An 18,577-nucleotide genomic window follows, 5' to 3' on the forward strand; every position below is an offset into this window, starting at 1 on the left:
TGCTCCATCTCGAATTTTCGAAGCCAAGCCGGAGGCTTGGCGAAAATTCGAGAACGGCACCAAAGGTCGTTTCCAACGACCGTTGGTATGATATCCCGACGCCTGTGAGGGTCTTGCCATGATGGCGAATGCTTGCGGAAGACGATGTCGGCAACCGGCCGATCGTCCATTGGCCAGCGTCGAACATGACCGCCTGCCCTTGCTCAAATCAGTCTTGTCGCCTAGGATAAAGCCTGCTAATCTAAATTTCGTTGCATCATTGAAATACTGAGGCGCGACGTTTGCAAATGCACCCTATCCCTTATGAGAGACTGGAGGGTCGCTACGAAGTTGATATTTCCATAGATAGTAATCAGCCCGTCGTTTTTGTGCATGTGACGAGAGGGAATATTTCTGAGGATTGCAGTGTGGCGATGTCTCTCGCAATCGAGGACGAGTTCAAGTCCTCGTTCGACTTGTTTTTTGCAAATACTGGCAGGCGGAACCACCTTCTGGTTGCGGGTGGCGTAGCACAGATCGGCATTGCGGCAAGCTCCCCCTCGGCGAGGCCGGCCGCCGGCGTGACCAGCCTACGCTGCACGCTGCTGGCCAAGCCGATGAACAGCGTGCAAATCTCACTCCCCTTCACGGTGGAGGTGAGATTCGTCACGTCTCGGCTTCTCGAGCCTGACTTTGCGCTGAGCGCGCGATCCGAAGTCACGTTCGGGGCGGTCGACGGCAGCACGGAAGCCTCAGGGCATGTCATCCTCGGCACGATCACGCCGAGCATGCCGCCGGAGCCCGCCTCCTATATTGGTCCGCCCGCCGATCTCGTCCTGGAGGCCGCCGCCTTCATCGTCCTGCCCAGGGACGAGCCGAGGCCGCTGCCGTTGCGGGCCGGCCAGTGCCTGTCGGGCCGCAGCGCCGGCGAGGGCGTGCTCTGGAGCGGGAGCGAGATCGAGGCGGAGGATCGGCTGGGCTGGATTCCGCCCGCCCGCCTGACCCTGCCCTACCCTCTCCGGCGCGATCTCCATGAATTCGTCGTCGGCGTGCCGACGCGCGAGGCCATCTCGATCGCTCGCCAGCTCGGCGAGGGCCCGGACTTGCGGGCCGAGATCGAACTCGACGTCGCCTTGCGCTTGGCCGGTCGCGAGCTGTGCCGGGACAGGCGCCGGATTCACGCGACGTTCGAGCTGAACGCCGCGCTCATCGTTTCGTCGCGCGACATCAGCCCCGTCACCATGGCGCTGGTCCCGAACCCATCGGCCCCGGGGGCGAAAGCATCCGGCTCGATCCGCCGACGGCTCAACTTGCGCGGCGCACAGCGCGTCTCGAGTATCGAGACGGCCTATCCGCTGAGGGTCTTGGTCATCACCGATTCGCCCGAGGCACTCCTGGAGGTCGACTTCGCCTTCACCTTCGAAGGCATCCCGCATGCCTTCCCGGACCTCAAGACCCGGTGCGACGCGCCGCTGTCGGGACAGTCGGTCATGGTGCCGCTGCGCGACATCGTGGAACGGGTCATCCTCGATGAGACGCAGACCTTCTCGCATGTGCCCCGCCACGGTGATCTGATCGTCTCGTTCGCGTTTCGCGACTCCGTCAGGGCCAGCCCGCGCAGTTTCGCGGCGCTGACGATTCCCGTCGAGATCGAGATGATCCCGCCCGATCTCATCTGCTGCATCGATCTCGGCACGTCGGCGACGTCGGTCTGGTTCGGTGCGCCGGAGAAGTCGGGACTCGACGAGGTTCTCCCGCTCGGCGAACTGGTCCATGCGCTCACGGGCGACGCGCACGAAGAGTTCGTCGCCGGTCAGGGCCTCCGCAACGTCCTGCTGCCGAGCCTGATCGGCCTGAACTCCGACAGCAACCTGCGGGCGCGCTACGATCCGCTCTCGCTCGGCAGCATCGAGCTGGCGGAAGGCGGCCGCGCCGGCGCCGAACGGCGGCTGATGGCGCTCGGCCGCAGCTACGATATCTCCGTCCCGTTCGTGGCCCGCCAAGACATCCCGCACAACCACGACTCGATCGTCTTCGATCCGAAGCGGAGCCTGATGGCGACCGAGGCGCGTGCGCCGGCCATCCGCGCCTTCGAGATGGAGAACGGCCGGCTCACCTCGGTCCATCGCGTCAACATCCCCAAGCTCGTGACCGACGTGTTCGACGAGCTGGGCGCCTACCTGGTGCCCCGGGCCCTGGAGCTTCTCGAGGACCGGAGGCCGCGCTGGGCGAATGGCAAGGGGCGGTCCCTCGTCGACGATTGGCTCCAGGCCAAGGATCCCATCGGGGTCATCGTCACGCATCCGAGCGGCATCGGCGCACAGAGTCGGCAGACCTATGTCGAGGCCGGGCGGCGGTTCCTCAGCCGCTTCGCCGGCGTGACGCCGGGCGCGAGCGCGGCGAATCTCTGGGTCAAGCTCGTGCCCGAGGCCATCGCGGCGATGAACTACGGCATCGGCTTCCTGCGCGATCACGGACGCCTGCCCGGCGAGAGGGACAGGCACGTCCTGGTCGCCGTCGATATCGGCGCCGGAACCTGCGACGTCACGCTGGCGCAAGCCGAGATCGGTCCCAACGGCCTTCGGGACTGGACGATCCTGAGCCATTTCGGGGTCACGGTCGGGGGCATCGACCTCGACCGGGCGATCACCGCGAAGGTCGTGAGCCTCCTGCGCGACGCCTTTGCGGACAATCGGGTCGCCGCCGCCTTCTCCCTCGACTGGACGAAGGCCGGCGCCGCCGACTCGGCGACCCAGACGCAGCGCTTCGCCCGCGACCTCGCCTTCCGGGACGAAGTCCAGCGCGCCAAGAAGGCGCTCACGACCCGGCTGCTGCTCGAGCGGCCGGACGGCGCCGATTACACCTGGTCCGCGGAGTCCGGGATCGCCCTTGAAGTCGTTGTCGGGCGCGAGCCCGACCGGGAGACGCTGCCCGTCCGGCGCAATCAGACGGCGCGCGTCGTCGCCGAGCAGCGTGTCGTGATCGATGCGGACAGCGCGCTCGTCGTGCGGCCCGGCCCCGAGGGAGTCGGCGGCGTCGAGATCGTCTTCGAGATCGGGATGCGGCATTTCACCCCTCGCCGGGGCGATCCCGTCGATGCCGCGAGCCCGGCCACCGTCGCGCGCTTCCTCGGCACCGTGCTGCCGCAGATGATGATGCGCGAGGTCGCTCGTCTCAACTGCACGGCGCCCATCTGGATCGTGACCGGGCGGACCGCGCTCTGGCCTCCCCTCTACGCGGCGATCATGGCGGTCGCCGATCAGGTGCCCGGCAGCAGGATGGCGTCCCGGCGCCCGTTCAAACCGGCGGAGATGAAGGAGGCTGTCCTGCGCGGCGCGCTCGCCCTCGCGGCCAGCCCGCACCTCCCGCTCGGCAACGACGTCCTGAACCCGCTCGCCGTGGTCTCCATCGCCGCCGAGCCGCAGGCGATCGAGCCGCAGGACGCGCCCTCGGCCCGCGGCCGACGCATCACCCGCATCGGAGCGATCCATTACCTGAACGGCTCCGACAAGGAGGCGGGCAGCGACAGCGTCGTCTGCTCGGGGCGGTGCGAACTGGTGCGGGCGATGCCCGGCCTCTCCGATCCGCAGGCCGACAACCGGCCGGACCAGGAGGCGTTGCAGATGTTCGACGCCTTCGGGATCCCGCCCTACGAGATCCTGTTCCGCGACATCGCCTCGAGCGCGCTGTCGGGGCCGCAGCGGGCCCTCCAGATCAGTTGGAGCGCCAGCGACCGGATGACCACGATGACGCTCGATGCCGGCGATGGGGCCGGGTCCCAGCGCTTCGAGTTCAGCAATCGCGAGAGCCGCGTGTATCATGATTGACCTCGCCTCGCCCATCACGGTGGTCGCGCTGGCGGCCGGGCTCGCACTGGCGGTGATCGGCGTCGCTCTCGTCCTGGTCAGACGCGCGCGCGCGCAGGCGCGGAAGGCCGAGCGGCGCCTCGGGGCCCTGTTCGCCGAGATCGACGCCGCCCTCGGTGAACGGATCGACCGCTCGTCGGGCGGATCGTGGCGCGATCAGGTCGGGCAGGGCCTGAGGCGCCTCACGGCCGAGGCCTCCGCGGGGATGACCGGCGACACCGCGAAGGCGGAGCCGGACTGGGTGCGGACGGCCGAGCACGCGCTCGCCGCGGCGGCCGGCGCGGTTCGGGCGTTCCAGCCCGGCAGCGAGATGGCCCAGGTCGCGGAGCGGCTGCGGCTCGTCGAGCGGATCCAGGCGACGCTCTCCAGCCTGTCCGCGCTTCGCGACGGCGCCGATATCGAGAACGCCCTCGTCTCCGGCGTTCTGAACGATCTTCTCACCACCGAGCCGCTGATCGCCGCCTATTTCGGGCGTGATCCCGCGATGGTGCCGGTGACCGAGGGCTACCGGATCGCCGCCTCGGCCTTGCGGCTGGCCTTGTTCGGCCACGGCTATGCGGTGGACACGCCGGCGCCGCTGTCGATCCTGTCCTCCGCGGATGTCCGCCAGGAAGCGGTCGACGGACGCGAGTTGCGGCGCCTGGCAGGCCCCAAGGCCCTGGCCAACCGGATGGCCGCACGCCTTCTCCCGGGCGAGAGCCTAGTCGTCTATCCGATGGTTCCCGGCTGGTCGACGCGCGAGTCCCGCCAGGCCCCGACCGTCGCGGTGTGGAACCGCGCCTCCTGGCTGAACTGAGAGCACGCCCGTGGGGAGACCGACGCTCCGTCCGCTCAGATTGGTGTTTCGCCGCAGATGGTCGTCGCACGACCGGTCGCCGGGTTGGCGACCTCGGCTCACGGAGGCGCGCGATGGCGGTCGGTGACCTCGTCCGGCAGCGAGATCTGGCCTGGGATCGCGAGATCATCCGGATCCCGGGCTCGATCGAGGGCGACCTCGTCAAGGACAAGCTCTTCCAGGCCCCGGCCCTGCCGCGGCGGCCCGGCCGCGTCTCGCGGTTCTGGCACCGGCTCGCCCGCCGCGGCGGCGGCGGCGAGCCGGAGACGGAGGCCCTGTCCCTGCTGCAACTGCTCGACCAGCGCCACGACATCGTGACCTATGGCACGCCCTCGGCGGGGCGCGAGACGGTTGCGGTGCCGTTCACGCATGTCGTCCTGCTGACCGCGACGACCGGGCGGTTCAGCGGCGGGCTGTCGGCCGACCATCGCCATGAGATCGAGGCGGCGATCCTGGATCGCTTCGACCAGAACATCGACCCGATGACCAGCGTCCGGATCGGCTCGGCCTCGTCGCCGACGGTCGAGCCCGGGACCGTGCTGGCCTATTTCGGCCGCGGCATCTTCGTTCCCAAGGACGGCGAACGGCCGGTGGGGCGCGTCCGCGTCGGATCGAGCCTTGAGCGTCTCGTCGAGCCGAGCCTGCTCGGCAGCCGGCCGGCCGGCCTCTATCGCGGCCAGTCGGCCCTCGCCTTCGCGTCGAGCCTCGCGGTGGCACCGGCGACCGTTCGTCTCGGCGTCGACGACACGGCGTGGTTCTACCTCGAAGGCGCGACCGGCGCCGGGGACACCCTGGCGCTCACGCCGCACGAGGTTCCGGCGATGGAGCCGAGCCGCGAGGCGACCTCGGCGGATGCGCTCTGGCGGATCGAACTCGCCCATGCCCAGGACGACGCCCGCTACGCCGACAGGCTCTTCATCGAGGTCACCCTCGACGAGCGGCCGTCCCGGTTCCTGCGCAGCCTGCCCCTGGGCCGGCCGGCCTTCGAGATTGCCGGGCTGCGCATCGGAGACGACGACATCCGTGGCGGCACGGAGGCGTTCTGGATCGACCTCGACGTCGACGGCTACCCGCTCGCCTCGGCGATGACGGTGCGCGATGCCTCGATCGTCCATGACGGCCGCCGGACGCGGCGCTATTCTTGGCGCAGCTACGATTACGATTCCGAGCAGGGTGCCGGCTTCGCGATCGCCCGGGACCGCGATGGCTGGGTGTTCCGCCCGACGAGCGGCCGGCCGCTCGGCTACCTTGCCGCGCCTCCCGAGCCCACCATGGCGAGTTTCCAGGCCAATTGGTGGACGAGCCCCAGCTACCACCTCGACTGGCTCGATTTCTGCGGCTGCGTCGAGAACGGCACGCGCATCCAGGGCCTCGCCGACGCGCATGCCCATCGCCCGGCCGTCGTGATGCCGTCATTCGCCACGGCTCCGGCGGACGAGTTCCCGATCGGCCCGCTGATCCTGCGGCGGTCCGAGCGAGACCGGCCATGAGGTGGCCCGCACCCACCGGCCGGACGGCCGCGGGCCTGATCGGGTCTGCGCTCAGGCTCCTGCCCTTCGCGGCCGTGCTCGCCTGCATCGTCCTCGTCTGGAGCCAGATCGGCGGCTTCGGGGCGAGCCTGGTGAAGAACCGCGCCTGGGTGAGGAGCGCCGAGGTGCCGTCCCTGAGCCAGCTCAACGAGGCGGTGTTCGAGCGGCTCGTGGCGAACCGCCTGATCTGGGCGGAGCGCGAGCCCGGCCAGGTTCTCCTGCGCCACAGCCCGTGCACGAACGTGACGCGCTCCGCTCCCGACAAGGTGGCCGAGCGCGGAAGCGCCCCCGAGGAGCGACTCCAGCAGATGTTCGATCTGCTCTGCCTGTCGCCGCAGGGCAGCTTCATCCAGGACGAGATCGAGGCGTGGAACCTGTCCTACCAGCTGCTGGCGATCCGCGACAACCGGAACATGGTTCGGCCGGAGGTGACGCTGCCGGCGAGTGGCAAGCGCGCGGCGTCCAAGGGCGCGACGTCCAAGGGCGCGCGCAAGCCCCCGCCCCCGCCGCGGCTCGAACGCAAGGTCAAAGCCTGCGACAAGGATGAGAAGGATAAGACCGTCACCGTGCGCTTCGTCGTGCCGCACCATTGCTATGAGAATCGCTGGGCGGCGACGTACCTGACGGAGGGAACCGCGGGGGTCCCGGCGCAAGTCAATCCCAATGCCGAGCCGCCGGGGCGTGACTATGCGTTCCTGGCGCTCGACAACATCGCCTATCCTGGCGACTGGCGCGTGGTCGCGCCGTTCCTGGGCGACCGCGAACGGGCCGCTGCCCGCCCGAGCGGCCGTTACGAGCTGTCGAGCGACATCGAGATCGGCAGCGAGCCGATCACCGTCGAGGTCGTCGGCGCGGTGAGGGAGGTGCGCGTCGCGCTCGGAAGCGCCATCGGGGCCTGGGAGATCGCACCGGGAGGGACGGCGAGAGCCCTCGATCCCGCCCCGCGGCTGGCGGTCACGGTCAGGGCCGAGATCGTCTGCGACGCCAGCGAGGACGTTCAGGTCCGTGACCCCTGCGAGACCGACCCGGCCAAGCGCGAGCCGTTCGCCCATCGCATCACGCTGAGCGCGAGGCAGGCCGCCACCGTCAAGGTCGTCCTGCGGGTCGATCCGGCCCGCGTCCGGGCCACCGAATTCGACGAGGCCGACGAGGGCGAGGCGGCCAAGCCTGCGGTCGACGTGCGGGCCCAGAGGGGCTGCGCCGGCCGGATCGGCCTGGCGCGCGCGACCAACATCCGGGCCTGTTGCGCCCCGCCCCATCCCACGGATGCGCAGGCGGGTGCCTCCGGGACCTGCGATCTGTGGTGGGCCGAATCGCGGAGCGCCGAGCGGCGGGGCAAGGCCGAGGCCAGGGTGTTCGTGGCCGGGGGGACCGACTCGCTCGTCACCCCCGCGGGCCTCCTCGAGGACGTGGCCTTCAAGCGCGACCTGGCGCAGATCGTCGGCTTCGGCCCGTCGACCTATGGCTCGCTCGCCCGCAGCCTCGTGCGCGCCGACGACCAGACGGTCCGCCTGACGATCGACCCGGCCTATCAGGACCTCGCCATCGGCAGTCTCCAGGGCGGCATCAAATGCCGCCGGGGGCAGAAGGACCCGTGCGAGGACGCCTCCCGCGGCACCCTCGTCGTCATGGACGCGGAGAGCGGGCCCAGCGGCGGCCAGATCCTGGCGATGGCCAGTTGGCCGCCCATGCAACCCGGGATGGGCGCCTGGGACCTGGCCGCGCTCGATGCCGGTCAGCCCTCGGAGAGCCCGATCGCCGGCAATGCCTGGCGCGCGCACGACGTCTCCGCCATGGCCGGCTCCACCTTCAAGGTGGTGACGGCCCTCGCGGCGATGCAGCACGTGCTCGCCACGCGCGACGAGACCCTGCGCGCCATCCTGCTGGGAACGAGCCCGCTCGAGACGATCGACCGGGCGCTGCGCATCGGCCAAGTGCCCTACGATAAAATCGACGATAGCTCGTGCAATCCATCGAAGCCGGTGCCTCCCGGAGCCGGCAACGTCCTGGCCCCGAAGAACGACGACGGGTTCTACAGCAAGTGCCTCAGCAACTCGCATAACGAGGCTTTGACGGCTTCGCCGAATGCGTCCGACAAATTGACGCGGATCGGGCAGTTCTGCATGCGAGATCGTCCGAACCGCTTCGGCCTGTGCGAGGCCATGGCCAAATCCTCGAACCTCTATTTCGGTGGCATGGCCCTCTATCTCGATGCGCCGTCCTTCGAGGTTCTCAAGCCACGAGGGGCCCTGCCGCAACTCGCTCTCGCCCGCATGACGCGCAGATTGTTTCCCGACGGCCTCGGCGAGCCCGCGACCCCGGAGGGCGCCCGAGGCGAGCCAGGGCGGCAGGACGCCAGGGCGCCGAGGAATCTCCCCCTCGTCGATCTCGGTCGAAACACCCCACTGCGCCTGGGCGCAAGCCCGTTCCGACTGCCGGCCGAAGCGGCCCGCAACGAGAGGAACGGCGTGACGCGCCAGCTCGAACTGGCGCAGAACGGTTTCGGGCAGGCGGTCACCGCAACGCCCGTCGCCATCGCCACGGTCTATGCCTCGGTCGGGGCACAGACCCTCCTGCGCCCGACACTCGTGCCGCTGCCCGCCGGCAAGCCGCGCCGCGATGCGGATGCGGCGGCAGGACAAAGCCTTCTCGCCGTGCCGCCCGACCGCCGGGACGATTACGAGAGGATGATGGCGGAGCTCAAGCGCGGACTGAAAGGCGTCGTCCAGGCCGGTACGGCGGCCGACCCACGTGATTTTCCTCGCGGAAATCTTCCCAAGGCGCTCGTCGATTCGCTCTATCTGAAAACAGGCACGGCCGTCCTCCCGATCAAGGGGCGGAATCGGCGGACGCTCTATTCGTCCTCTCTCGCCGGATGGATCGATCCACCGCCCGGCATCACGTCCGGCATCACGCGACGCATCGCCGTCGCCTGCCAGATCTCGCGGACGATCGACTTCGGAGCCGGAGCCTGCGGCAAGATCGTGGCCGCGTTCATCGACGGCCTGCACGGAAAGGTCGGCGCCCGTGCCCCTGGCCGCTGACCATGACGACCTGCGGACGGTCTCGACGCTGCGCCGCCTGTTCCGGCGGCCGTCGCGGCGCTCGCCCCGCCGGCGGGCGAACCTGATCGGCCGGCTCCGCGTCGTCCTCGCCCTGCCGGTCATCGCGCTCGTCGTCCTGATCTCGGCGTGGTGGTTCGGGGCGATGCGCGTCGCCCTCGTCGCGGACGGGCCGACCTTCCAGCTCGATCGGCTGGTCGTGACGATCCCGCGCGGCACCGAGGTTCCGATCGGCCGCGCGCACCTGCTCCAGCCGCCCGGGGAGAGTTCGGCCGAACTCGACCATGTCGGCCTGATCCACACGCCGTCGGGCGAGCTGCGCATCCGCAACCGCGCGAAGGACCGCCGGCTCTCGCTCCAGCGGGCCGGCGGGGGGGCGGACGGCTTCTATGCCGACCGGGTCGAACTGACCGGCGGCCCGAAGGGGGCGGTCACGCGCATCCTCGTCGAAGGCCGCGAGGTGACCGTGAGCGATGCCGGAGACGACCGCTTCGACATCGCCGTCACGGGCATCGGCCGGTTCCGGCTGTCGATCGGCATCACGAGCCTGCGGGCCTGGCTCGGCGCGGGCTTCGGCTGGCAGCCGTCGGGCTGGGTGGCTCTGCATCAGGCCGGCCCCGACGGCACCCTCGGCAAGGCCGTCGACACCTGCGCCCCGGGGGGCTGGCGGGAAACCGCGCAGCGGATGGCGCAGCCGCTCATGATCCGCTGGTTTCGCCATGCCGAGATGCCGGTCCTCTATCTCGGCGGCGACGTCACCTGCCGGACGCGCAACGCCTTCCAGATCGCCCTGCCCAGCCCGAAAGGTCTCGACGAACTCGCCATCACCTTCGGCACGGACGGCAAGCGGCTGTTCCTCGTCCCGGTCGGACGACAGAAGCGCAATCTGGTCGTCATCGAGCGCGATCGGCCCGGCTGCCCCGCCGGCGCTCCCTGCCGCCTCGCGCAGACCGGGCTGTTCGGCACCTCCTGGCTCGTCGCAGGGACGGGCGACGGCGGCGGCCGAGACCGGTCGGAGATCCAGGTCTCGCGCTTCGTCGCCGGCCGAACGAGCTATGACCTGACCGTCGCGCCGGCCGGCGACGGCGCCTGGCGGGCGACGATCCAGCCGCGCGCCAACGTCCCGCGATTCTCGCAACAGGAGTGCCGGTGGTTCCTCGACCGCAAGCCGAAGGCGCCCGACATCGAGGACGCGCTCTGCCCGGAGCCGGTCCCGCCGCCGCCGCCGGGTGCCACGATCGCCGTCCACCCCACCTCGCCCGATCAGCTCTTCGACCGGAGGCTCCGCGAGCCGGGGCTGGAATGGATGGAGATCGCGAGCCGCTTCGTCGTCCTGGCCTGTGCTCTCCTCGTTGCCTTCCGGCTCGCCGATCCGGTTTCCGGGCCCGGCCGGCCGCCGTCGCCGGTGGCGTCGATCCTCATCCGCGCCCGGCGGATCGGACCCGTCATCGTCTCGGTGATCCTGGCGGCGATGCCCGAGATCCTCGCCCGGGTCACGCCCGCCGCGACGCCGTCCTTCGCCACCCTCTCCTTCGCGCTCACCATCGCCAACTGGGCTTTCGCCGGCATCGTGCTGTCCCTGGTGCCGCGCACCGGCCGGTGGCTCGGGCTCATGTGGGCGATCCTGACCGGGCTCGCGGCGATCGGTGCCATCTCGCTCGCCACCTATGCCGGAGATGTCGGCACGACCCGGGCCGCGGGCCATCTCGTCAAGCACAAGCTCGCCTTCCTCGACCTCCTGCCGCCGATGGTGCTCGCCATCGTGACCGCCCAGCAGACGGTGCTGCGGCCGATGCTCGCCTCCCTCGTGCTGGACAACCGCGCCCGCTACGCCGTGCTCCGCTGGATGGCGCCGGGTGCCCTGATCCTGCTGTTCCTGGTCTGGCTGCTCTTCGGCACCCAGCAGGGGCTCGGAAGCTTTCAGCCGGTCGAGGGCGGGAAATTCTGGTTCGTCGTCATGGTGGGGGCCATTCTGGTGTCCCTCGAGCGCAGCTCGCGCGCCGTGACGCTGAATCCGGGCGGCCTGTCACGGGCGATATCCCTCCTCATCGCGCTCGCCTTCATGCTGGCGCTCTATGCCGTCCCGTTCCTGCGCAGCGACTACTCCCCGCTCCTCATCATCACGGCGACCAGCCTGGTGCTGGTGCTGGTGCGGTTCCTGCCCGACCTCTGGCGGTGGACGCGCGCCCGTTTCCGGGTCCTGTCCGAGCGCATGCACCTGCCGATGCGCCTCCGCCCGCCGATCTACGAGCGCCCGATCCCGCTCATCGACTGGAAGGTTCGCCGTGGCACCAGCTTCGCCACGATCCTGGGCGCCACCACCGCCGCCCTCGGCCTCGCCGTGCTCGCCGTGGTCGTCTTCGGCGGCACCCTGTTCGCGCTCGCCCTTCGCCTCGATCCGCCCGAATGGCCGGACACGGTCGACCAGCAGGTGGCGGCGCTCGAAGCCTCGCTCGGGATCGGGCGGCGGGTGCCGATCGAGCGGGTGATGACCTGGATCGACCTGCGCTATCCGGACGACGCCGCGAGTCCGGGCGCGGCCAAGGCCAGGAGCCACGTCCGTTTCCGCGATATCGGATTTCAGGTCGTGCGGTCGCGCGTCGAGATCGAGGATGCCGAATGCGGATTGAGCCCGGAGATGAAGGGCCGCGTCGGCCTGCCGGGGCTCGGCCGGGCGCCGAACCAGGCGATCGAGCAATTCGCCTCCGCAGCCGCCCTGCTGTTCGGCCTGCGCCTCGACGAGGGCGGGGCGCTCTGCCAGCCGCGGGAGAGGCCCGACACCACCGACCCGGCAACCGCCACGACCATCCTCGATCCGCGCGGCGCGCACACGATCCCGGTCGCCGAGAACGATTTTGCCGCCGCCTACCTGATCGCACGACACGGCGTCGCCGCCGCCATGCTGCTCTTTGCCTTCCAGTTCGCCTTCGTGATCCTGGCGATCGCGTCCTATGTCAGGCTCGTGTCTGTCAAGGGTGGTGATCGCAGCGATCAGATCGTTCGTTATCTTCTCAGCATCCTGCTTGCTGGAGCCGCAACCTTGTTCATCTTGCAATGGTCCCTCGCCTGGTCGAATTCGTTGGGCCTGATTCCTGTGATGGGTCAACCGATGACTTGGCTCGCTGCCGGAACCAGCCATCATCTCTTGATGGCCCTGCCCTGCTCTGTCACCATCCTGCTGGCGATGCGCTCCATGGCGCAGCCACCGGCGCGCCGCTCGCTGCGCGCGCCCCCTTTGTGACCAATCCTGGCGGTTGACGACGCTCCGGCCAAAAGGGGGACAGGGTGACGCAGTCATCGATGCACGAAGCACAGGATCCGGGAACGGTGGCGCGCGCCGGCCTCTCCGCCGTCTGGGGCCTCATCGGCCTCGTTCTGCTGGTGGCGATCGGCACGACGATCAATGGTCTGTTCCAGCTCACCGGCAAGCTGTACTACGCGGTCCCGTTCGGACTGGTCACGCAGGTCATCCTGCTGATCGTGTCGCTCAATCTCGGCCGCGACGTCGCCCGCCTGGTGACCGGCCGGTCGGCCGAGATCGTCGGGACGGGGTCCGCCCGGCGCCTGCGAGGCGCCTTCCTGATCTTTGTCTACCTGCTCTTCTTCTCGATCTGCTGGTTCTTCGCGTTTTCCACCTACTACGAGATCTTCCGCAGCCGCGGCGACGACATCGAGGCGACGGCGACCCAGGCGGCGCAGTTCAACGATCTCGTTCTGACCAAGTTGCGCACGTCGATCGAGACCAAGAACTCGGACGCGATCCGGGATCTCACGAACAACCAGGCATTCAAGGATTATGTTTCGCAATCCGGTCTTATTCGAGATCTGATTTCAAGGCCGGACGTGAGCAACGACATCGCCGAAAAGTTCCGCACGGCCTCCACGAAAGCGGCGAATGACCGACGCCAGGAAATCAAAAACTTGGAAGAAAAGATCAAGAAAATCAACGAAGACGAGGTCGCTCAGCAAGCCGAGCGCGACAAGAGAAAGCGCGACCTCGCGACGAAACAGGCCAGTCTCAATGCCCTGCCGGCCCGCAATACCGATCTGCTCCGGGCGATCGAGCAGGAACGAACGGGCGTTCTTCCCCCGCCGCAGCGCGGCAGCATCGACGCAGCCGGACCGGCGCCGGATGCCAACCCGGCGCCGCCGCGGCCGGCGCAATCGGCGGCCGCCCGGATTCCCGCCAAGAGCCTGGCCTCCACGCTGGTCCCGTCGAAAGCCTGTTCCATCGACCGTGCGCCTGGTTCGGGAGCCTGCTTGACGGCCCTCATGGAGGCGCAGAAGGCGTTGGCGACCGAGGAGCGCGCCCTCAGATCGGCCATTGCCGATCATAACGCGAAGATGCCCGCGTTGATCGGCGCGTTGGATGCCTTGGCGGGCCAGCGGGACGAGCTGAGAAATCGGGTGAACACGTTGATGTCCCAATCGGGAACGGCGATGTCGACCGAACTCGATGCTGGCGGATTGGGCAATGCCATCAGCGACTTTCGAAAGTCGCCGAATGGCGCCACCCTTCAGCGGCTGGTCGGCCTCTGTCGGCCTGTCGAGGATGCCTTGCGGCAGACATCGCTGCTGGCCAAGGAGAACCTGAGCAAGTTCGAGTGCCGGCCGGAGGCGCTGGTCGCCGAGACGGACAGGGTCGATGAGACGCGGGCGCTCGTCAGCGCCTTCGAGAAGCGGTGCGGCGCGACCGCGGCCGGCGAACAGGCAGCCCTGACCGTGTCGGCGATGCGCAAGGATTTCGACGAGGGAAAGATCCTGAATCGTGATGAGCGGCTCGGCCAAGCCTTCGACGCGCTCAGCCGCGAGATCATCGCCCCGTGCCTGGAACTCGCCAGCCGCGCCGGGGTCTCGACGGACGAAGCCAACAGCGCCGGCCGGCGGTTCCTCGCGAAAGTCAATCCCCGTCAGACCGAGTTCTCCCGCGCGGTCAACACGGCGGGGCTGGTCGGGCAGCTGGACGCGACGCCGCCGGCCTATCTCGCCGCCGTGTTCGCCGCCGCCCAGGAGCTTGCGATCCTGCTCCTGTCGATCCTGCGCGACCTGAACAGCGGCGTGCGCGCGGCCAAGCCCGACGAGCCGTCCCGCCCGCCGCCCGACATCGACTGGGCCCTGCGTCCCGACGATCCCGCCAACGTCGCCGCGGCCAAGAAGCTCCTGGTGATGATCGGCCAGGCTGGCGCGGCGACGCTCCCGGCCCATTACGCCGAGGACGAGAAGCCCGATATCCAGGCCAACATGCATCAGATCGTCCGTGACCTGACACGCAAGCGTCTGGCGAAGAAAGCGATGTTCGGCTCCAGCCTGCATCTCTCGCCCGAGGCGATCGTCGAGCTGGAACGGCGGGTCGTCGACTATCACGCTGCCGCGACCCGTCCTGAGCCGGCGCGTGCCACGGAGCCACCGCGTCAGCCCCCCGAGACCGCTCCCGGCGCGTCCACGACCGGCCCGGCTCCGCCGCCGCGGCAGCCGGACGTGCCGGATCCTCCGGCGGCAGCGGCGCGGACGACAGGTTCGACTGGGATGAACGCCACCAATACGTCGGCCAGGAGACCTGCCGGGTCGCCGTTTTTCGACGAGCGGCGGACGGTCGGGGTGACGATGGATGCCGACGACGATCGCATCTGACGGCGGCGGCTCTCCGTCCGACCGCTCGTTGCCTCGCTGCGGGATGTCGTCGCCTGGCTGCGAGATGACGGGACCCGGGTTCGGCAGGAGCGGATCATCCCCTGCCGACCATCGTCCCCTGCCGCCGATGGTGCGAGGCGGCGCGGGTCAGCGTCCAGACGATTTCATGCGGTACCGGTTCAACCAGTCCAGATCCTCACGTATCTTTTCGTTCGAGGCGCTGCGCAGCTTGCCGCGCTGAGGCAAGTCGGTGATCGACTTGACCTCCAGCTTATCCGAGAGCGTGCAATACGACAGGGCCGACGACCTCTCGGCGTCTCCGCGGGCGAGGCGCATACAAAGAGACTTCTCGACCACGTCGAGGATCAGGGCGTCGCCCGGCGCGGCGCTCAGCTCGGGCTGGTTTTTGCGGTTCAGGAGTTCATCGAACTTGTGCCGGTGAAAAACCGTCAGGTTGGCGTTCTCCGACAAGTTCGCAGCGTAGGCCGCCAAGTCTGGATCGTTTCTGACGATGTCCCTCTCGGTCTTATTCAAGAACCCCAGACGGCCGATGAAGACATCGGCCGTTTTGAGGAACAGCGGCAGCCAGGATTGTTGCTGGGCACCAGGGTGGCCCGACACCTTCGTCCACTGCGCCTTGACAAGCAAGACTTCGCAGAGCGTGAAGCGATCAAGCAGCCTCTCGCGTCCTTGCAGTCCCAGGAGCAACGCGAGCAAGAGGTGGGCCGGCGGGATCTGCGACGCCCAGAATGGATCCCAGTGACGCAGCATCCGGTGAGTGTCCGGATCGGACGCGAAGGCGAAGAGATCCGCGATGTCCTCGTCTGACGCTGGGTTGCCGGTCCGGACGCGATCGACACGAATCGTGAAGTCGGACAGCGTCCGGTCGCACAGGGCCTCGGCCGTGGCCGGGGAGATGGTGCGTGCGGGCATCGCGCTTCTGGTGGCACGGTCGGCGGGGCTCGCCGGACCGATGGACGGTGCCGCATCGGGCGGGCGCCTGCCGAACTGGCTCGTCAAGGCCAGGTGCGCCTGCTCGACGGTGAGCGGCGCCTCGGGCCTTGCGCGCGGGCGCGCCGGCTCGGTTCGCGCCGCGGCCGCGTCCTGCGTCCGGAGATGGCGGCCGTACTGGATCCCGGTCGAGGCGGTCTCGGGGGCCGGCCGGGCCGCGCTGCCGCCCTGGCGGGGATAGCGGCGGTTGAGCGGCTTCACGAGTTGCCGGAAGCGGGCGCGGGCCCCCGACGGAACGGGCGTCGACGACACCGACGACGTCAGAACGAGGCCGTAGCGGACGGAATGCGGCGAGAGGCCACAGATGATCTGGAAGCGCGGCGCGATCTGTCGTCCCGCCTCGTCCATCACCGCCAGGGCGAGGGCGAGATCGTCGAGGAAAGCGGTGACCCGCATCGACGGATCGTCGAAGGCGTCATCGCCCAGGACGACCACGGAATCCGGGGACTCGAAGGCATGGACGATCCGGGCAAGCCTGTCTTCGCGCCGGCTGCCCCAGGCGTCGAGGCTCGCCTCCGTCACGGTCTCGGGAGGCTCGAAGTCATGCTCGACCGGGGCGACGTCGAGGCGCTGTGAGGGCGGCGTGCCGACGAGGTCCGGATGGCAGGCGATGTCGCCGAACCACCGCGGAAAGGCCGGGGGAACGCTCGACCAGCCGCGGGGAGCCGCGATCTGCATCATGGTCGCCTGGAGGAAGGTGCGGCCGGCATTCCCGTCACCGCTTTCCGACAGGTGCCGGGCGCGCATGGCGACGAAGCCATCCTCGATCAGGCGGAACAGCAGGATTCCGTCGGCGCGGAACGGTTCGTCCGTCCGGTCCGCTTGAAGCGACGCGCCGTCGAGCAGGCGGGCCGGCAGCAGCCGATCGGGATGACGCAGGCCGTTCGTCCGGTAGGTCGTGCAAAAGCCTCCACCCGGGGCCACATGGCCGCCCCGCGACACGACGAGCTTGCCATAGTGCATCTCTTCGAGCTTCACGGTTCCGCGTCCACGCAATCGGGGCGCCCCGACGGAATTCATGGTACCGCTCTCCCCTGGTGCGGCGCCATTCTCGCGTCAGTATGGTTAACAAAATCTCGCCGCCGCACGGCTTTCCGCCGTCCGCCCTGCCCGATTCCGCGCCCAACCCTCGCATCGGCAGCTTGGGCGCGCCGATGGCATGTCCGCCTGTGACGCCGCAATCGGCCGCCCGCCGGGTAGGCCGGGGCGAGCACCCTGCGCCGGTCGATCGCGTCATCGGGACGCTCGATCACAAGTCGATATCCACCCGATTCAAGAGGTCTCGTGCTTTTTTGAACCAGCCGCCGCTGTCATTTTTGGACGCCTTCTTGGGGCCCGCATCGGGTTGCGGGGGCTCCGGCGGAGGTTCCGGCTTCGCCTTCCGCGTGGCCGGTTCGTCTTGGGGGGATGTGGTACCGGGTCCGGTGGGCCCCTGCTCCTTCGGCTCGAACGGGTCGGGGCGCAGCCATGCCGTGCGGTCGAGCGGATCGTAGCTCGCCTGACGCTTGGCTCTCGCGATCGACACGAAATACGGATTGGCCAGTCCCGTCGCCGCGTAGACGAACGGATCGGCGTTGAGAAAGGGGAAGTGGCGCTGCTTCCTGTAGGCGGGGAGCGGCACCTTGAACGACGATGGGCTGTTGCCCGACAGAACCTGCCCGGCGACCTCCTCCGGGCTCACGTCGGGATCGAGATTGACGCAGCCGAAATCGGGCAGGAAGCCGAACGAGGAGGTCGGGACGAACACGATCTTGTAGCGCCCGCCTTCGCTGACATCGTACTTCGCGATGGTCCGTTCGAAACTGGCGCCGTGTCCACGCTTCTCCACCACGCGGTTGATGACGGCGGTCACGACCCGCGGATCCACGGCGATCCGGAACGCCTCGCAGCCGAATTCCGTGAACAGCGCGTCGTAGCGCGTCAGCGCGATGACGACGGGCCGTGGTGCGGCGGCCGGGCCGGCCGGCGGGCTCGCGTCGTTCGTATCGAATGCCTTCAGCAACCGGTCGAGTTGCGCGATGAAATCAGGATCGTCCGCATCGGAGAACGGCACGACGACGACGAAGCCCTTGCATTGGGACAGCTCCGCGACCAGCCGTCTGCGATCCGCGTGGTGTGTCGGATCATGCGGGCCCCGATTGAATGTATGCTCGCCGGCCGCGTCCGTAATCGCCATCTTCAGCACGGTTCGGTCGAGCGGACCGCCGGACTCGTGGAAACTCAGCGTATAGTGGCGGGTCACGACATCCGTTGGAAGCGTCGCGTCTATTTCGGTGTGCAAAGCGGAGCTGTGCTTATCCGATGAGTCACCATTGCCGCCATTGAGAATCCATATTTTTTCGTCCGTCCGATCGCCATTGCTCGATCCGTCTTTTCTTGGTCCGGATGATACCTCAACGATGGGATTGAAGATGCCGGGAAATCCGTGCCGTCCACGATCCAGGGCTTCGTGGAAAGTTTCGAAGATGTTCGACTTGCCGGCAGATTTGGGCCCGACCAGTCCAATTCTGATTTCGTCCGGCGACGCCGCCATGTCTTGAAGCCCCGGATTCGCGCGCAGTTCGCTAGAGCATTTTCCGACCAAGTGGACGCCGGTGGTCGCAGAAAATGCGGCACAACCAAATGCCTAGAGCACTGCCCGATTGCAGCGTGATCGGGCAGTGC

9 protein-coding genes are annotated in these 18,577 nt (G+C 68.6%); 6 read left to right on the plus strand and 3 right to left on the minus strand.

Annotated elements, in window-relative coordinates; all coding sequences use genetic code 11:
- Nucleotides 1-352 precede the first annotated feature (352 nt).
- Nucleotides 353-769 carry a hypothetical protein gene (locus tag VP06_RS35820; RefSeq protein ID WP_156295397.1) on the minus strand — a complete coding sequence of 139 codons (417 nt, stop codon included), beginning with the start codon at nt 767-769 and terminating at the stop codon, nt 353-355.
- Here VP06_RS35820 and VP06_RS01385 point away from each other — a divergent pair.
- The 6 genes from VP06_RS01385 to VP06_RS01410 all read left to right on the plus strand — a co-directional run bounded on the left by VP06_RS01385 (nt 768) and on the right by VP06_RS01410 (nt 14,902).
- Nucleotides 768-3,806, plus strand: coding sequence for an acetate and sugar kinases/Hsc70/actin family protein (locus tag VP06_RS01385; RefSeq protein ID WP_156295398.1), 3,039 nt, complete (start codon nt 768-770; stop codon nt 3,804-3,806). The two genes, VP06_RS35820 and VP06_RS01385, sit on opposite strands and share 2 nt — an antisense overlap.
- Entirely contained in the window at nt 3,799-4,641 is an 843-nt protein-coding gene (locus VP06_RS01390; protein WP_048462041.1) for a hypothetical protein, read from the plus strand. Before VP06_RS01385 ends, VP06_RS01390 begins: the two co-directional genes overlap by 8 nt.
- Nucleotides 4,642-4,754: 113 nt before the next feature.
- A complete protein-coding gene (locus tag VP06_RS01395; protein ID WP_048462042.1) occupies nt 4,755-6,170 on the plus strand; it encodes a hypothetical protein in 1,416 nt (471 codons plus the stop codon).
- A complete protein-coding gene (locus VP06_RS01400; protein ID WP_048462043.1) occupies nt 6,167-9,253 on the plus strand; it encodes a penicillin-binding protein 2 in 3,087 nt (1,028 codons plus the stop codon). Before VP06_RS01395 ends, VP06_RS01400 begins: the two co-directional genes overlap by 4 nt.
- Nucleotides 9,237-12,512 (plus strand): hypothetical protein, encoded by a 3,276-nt coding sequence (locus VP06_RS01405; RefSeq protein ID WP_048462044.1) that lies wholly within the window; start codon nt 9,237-9,239, stop codon nt 12,510-12,512. Before VP06_RS01400 ends, VP06_RS01405 begins: the two co-directional genes overlap by 17 nt.
- 59 nt (nt 12,513-12,571) lie before the next feature.
- Nucleotides 12,572-14,902 carry a coiled-coil domain-containing protein gene (locus tag VP06_RS01410; RefSeq protein WP_156295399.1) on the plus strand — a complete coding sequence of 777 codons (2,331 nt, stop codon included), beginning with the start codon at nt 12,572-12,574 and terminating at the stop codon, nt 14,900-14,902.
- Between the two features lie 147 nt (nt 14,903-15,049).
- Here the strand turns inward: VP06_RS01410 and VP06_RS01415 are convergent, their stop codons facing one another.
- Together VP06_RS01415 and VP06_RS01420 are read right to left on the minus strand one after the other, a co-directional pair.
- A complete protein-coding gene (locus VP06_RS01415; protein WP_048462046.1) occupies nt 15,050-16,891 on the minus strand; it encodes a hypothetical protein in 1,842 nt (613 codons plus the stop codon).
- Between the two features lie 271 nt (nt 16,892-17,162).
- Nucleotides 17,163-18,446: a hypothetical protein gene (locus tag VP06_RS01420; protein ID WP_156295401.1), complete on the minus strand. Its 1,284-nt coding sequence runs from the start codon at nt 18,444-18,446 to the stop codon at nt 17,163-17,165.
- Nucleotides 18,447-18,577 lie beyond the last annotated feature (131 nt).

Origin of the sequence: Methylobacterium aquaticum, assembly GCF_001043915.1 — a bacterium.
GTDB lineage: Bacteria > Pseudomonadota > Alphaproteobacteria > Rhizobiales > Beijerinckiaceae > Methylobacterium > Methylobacterium aquaticum.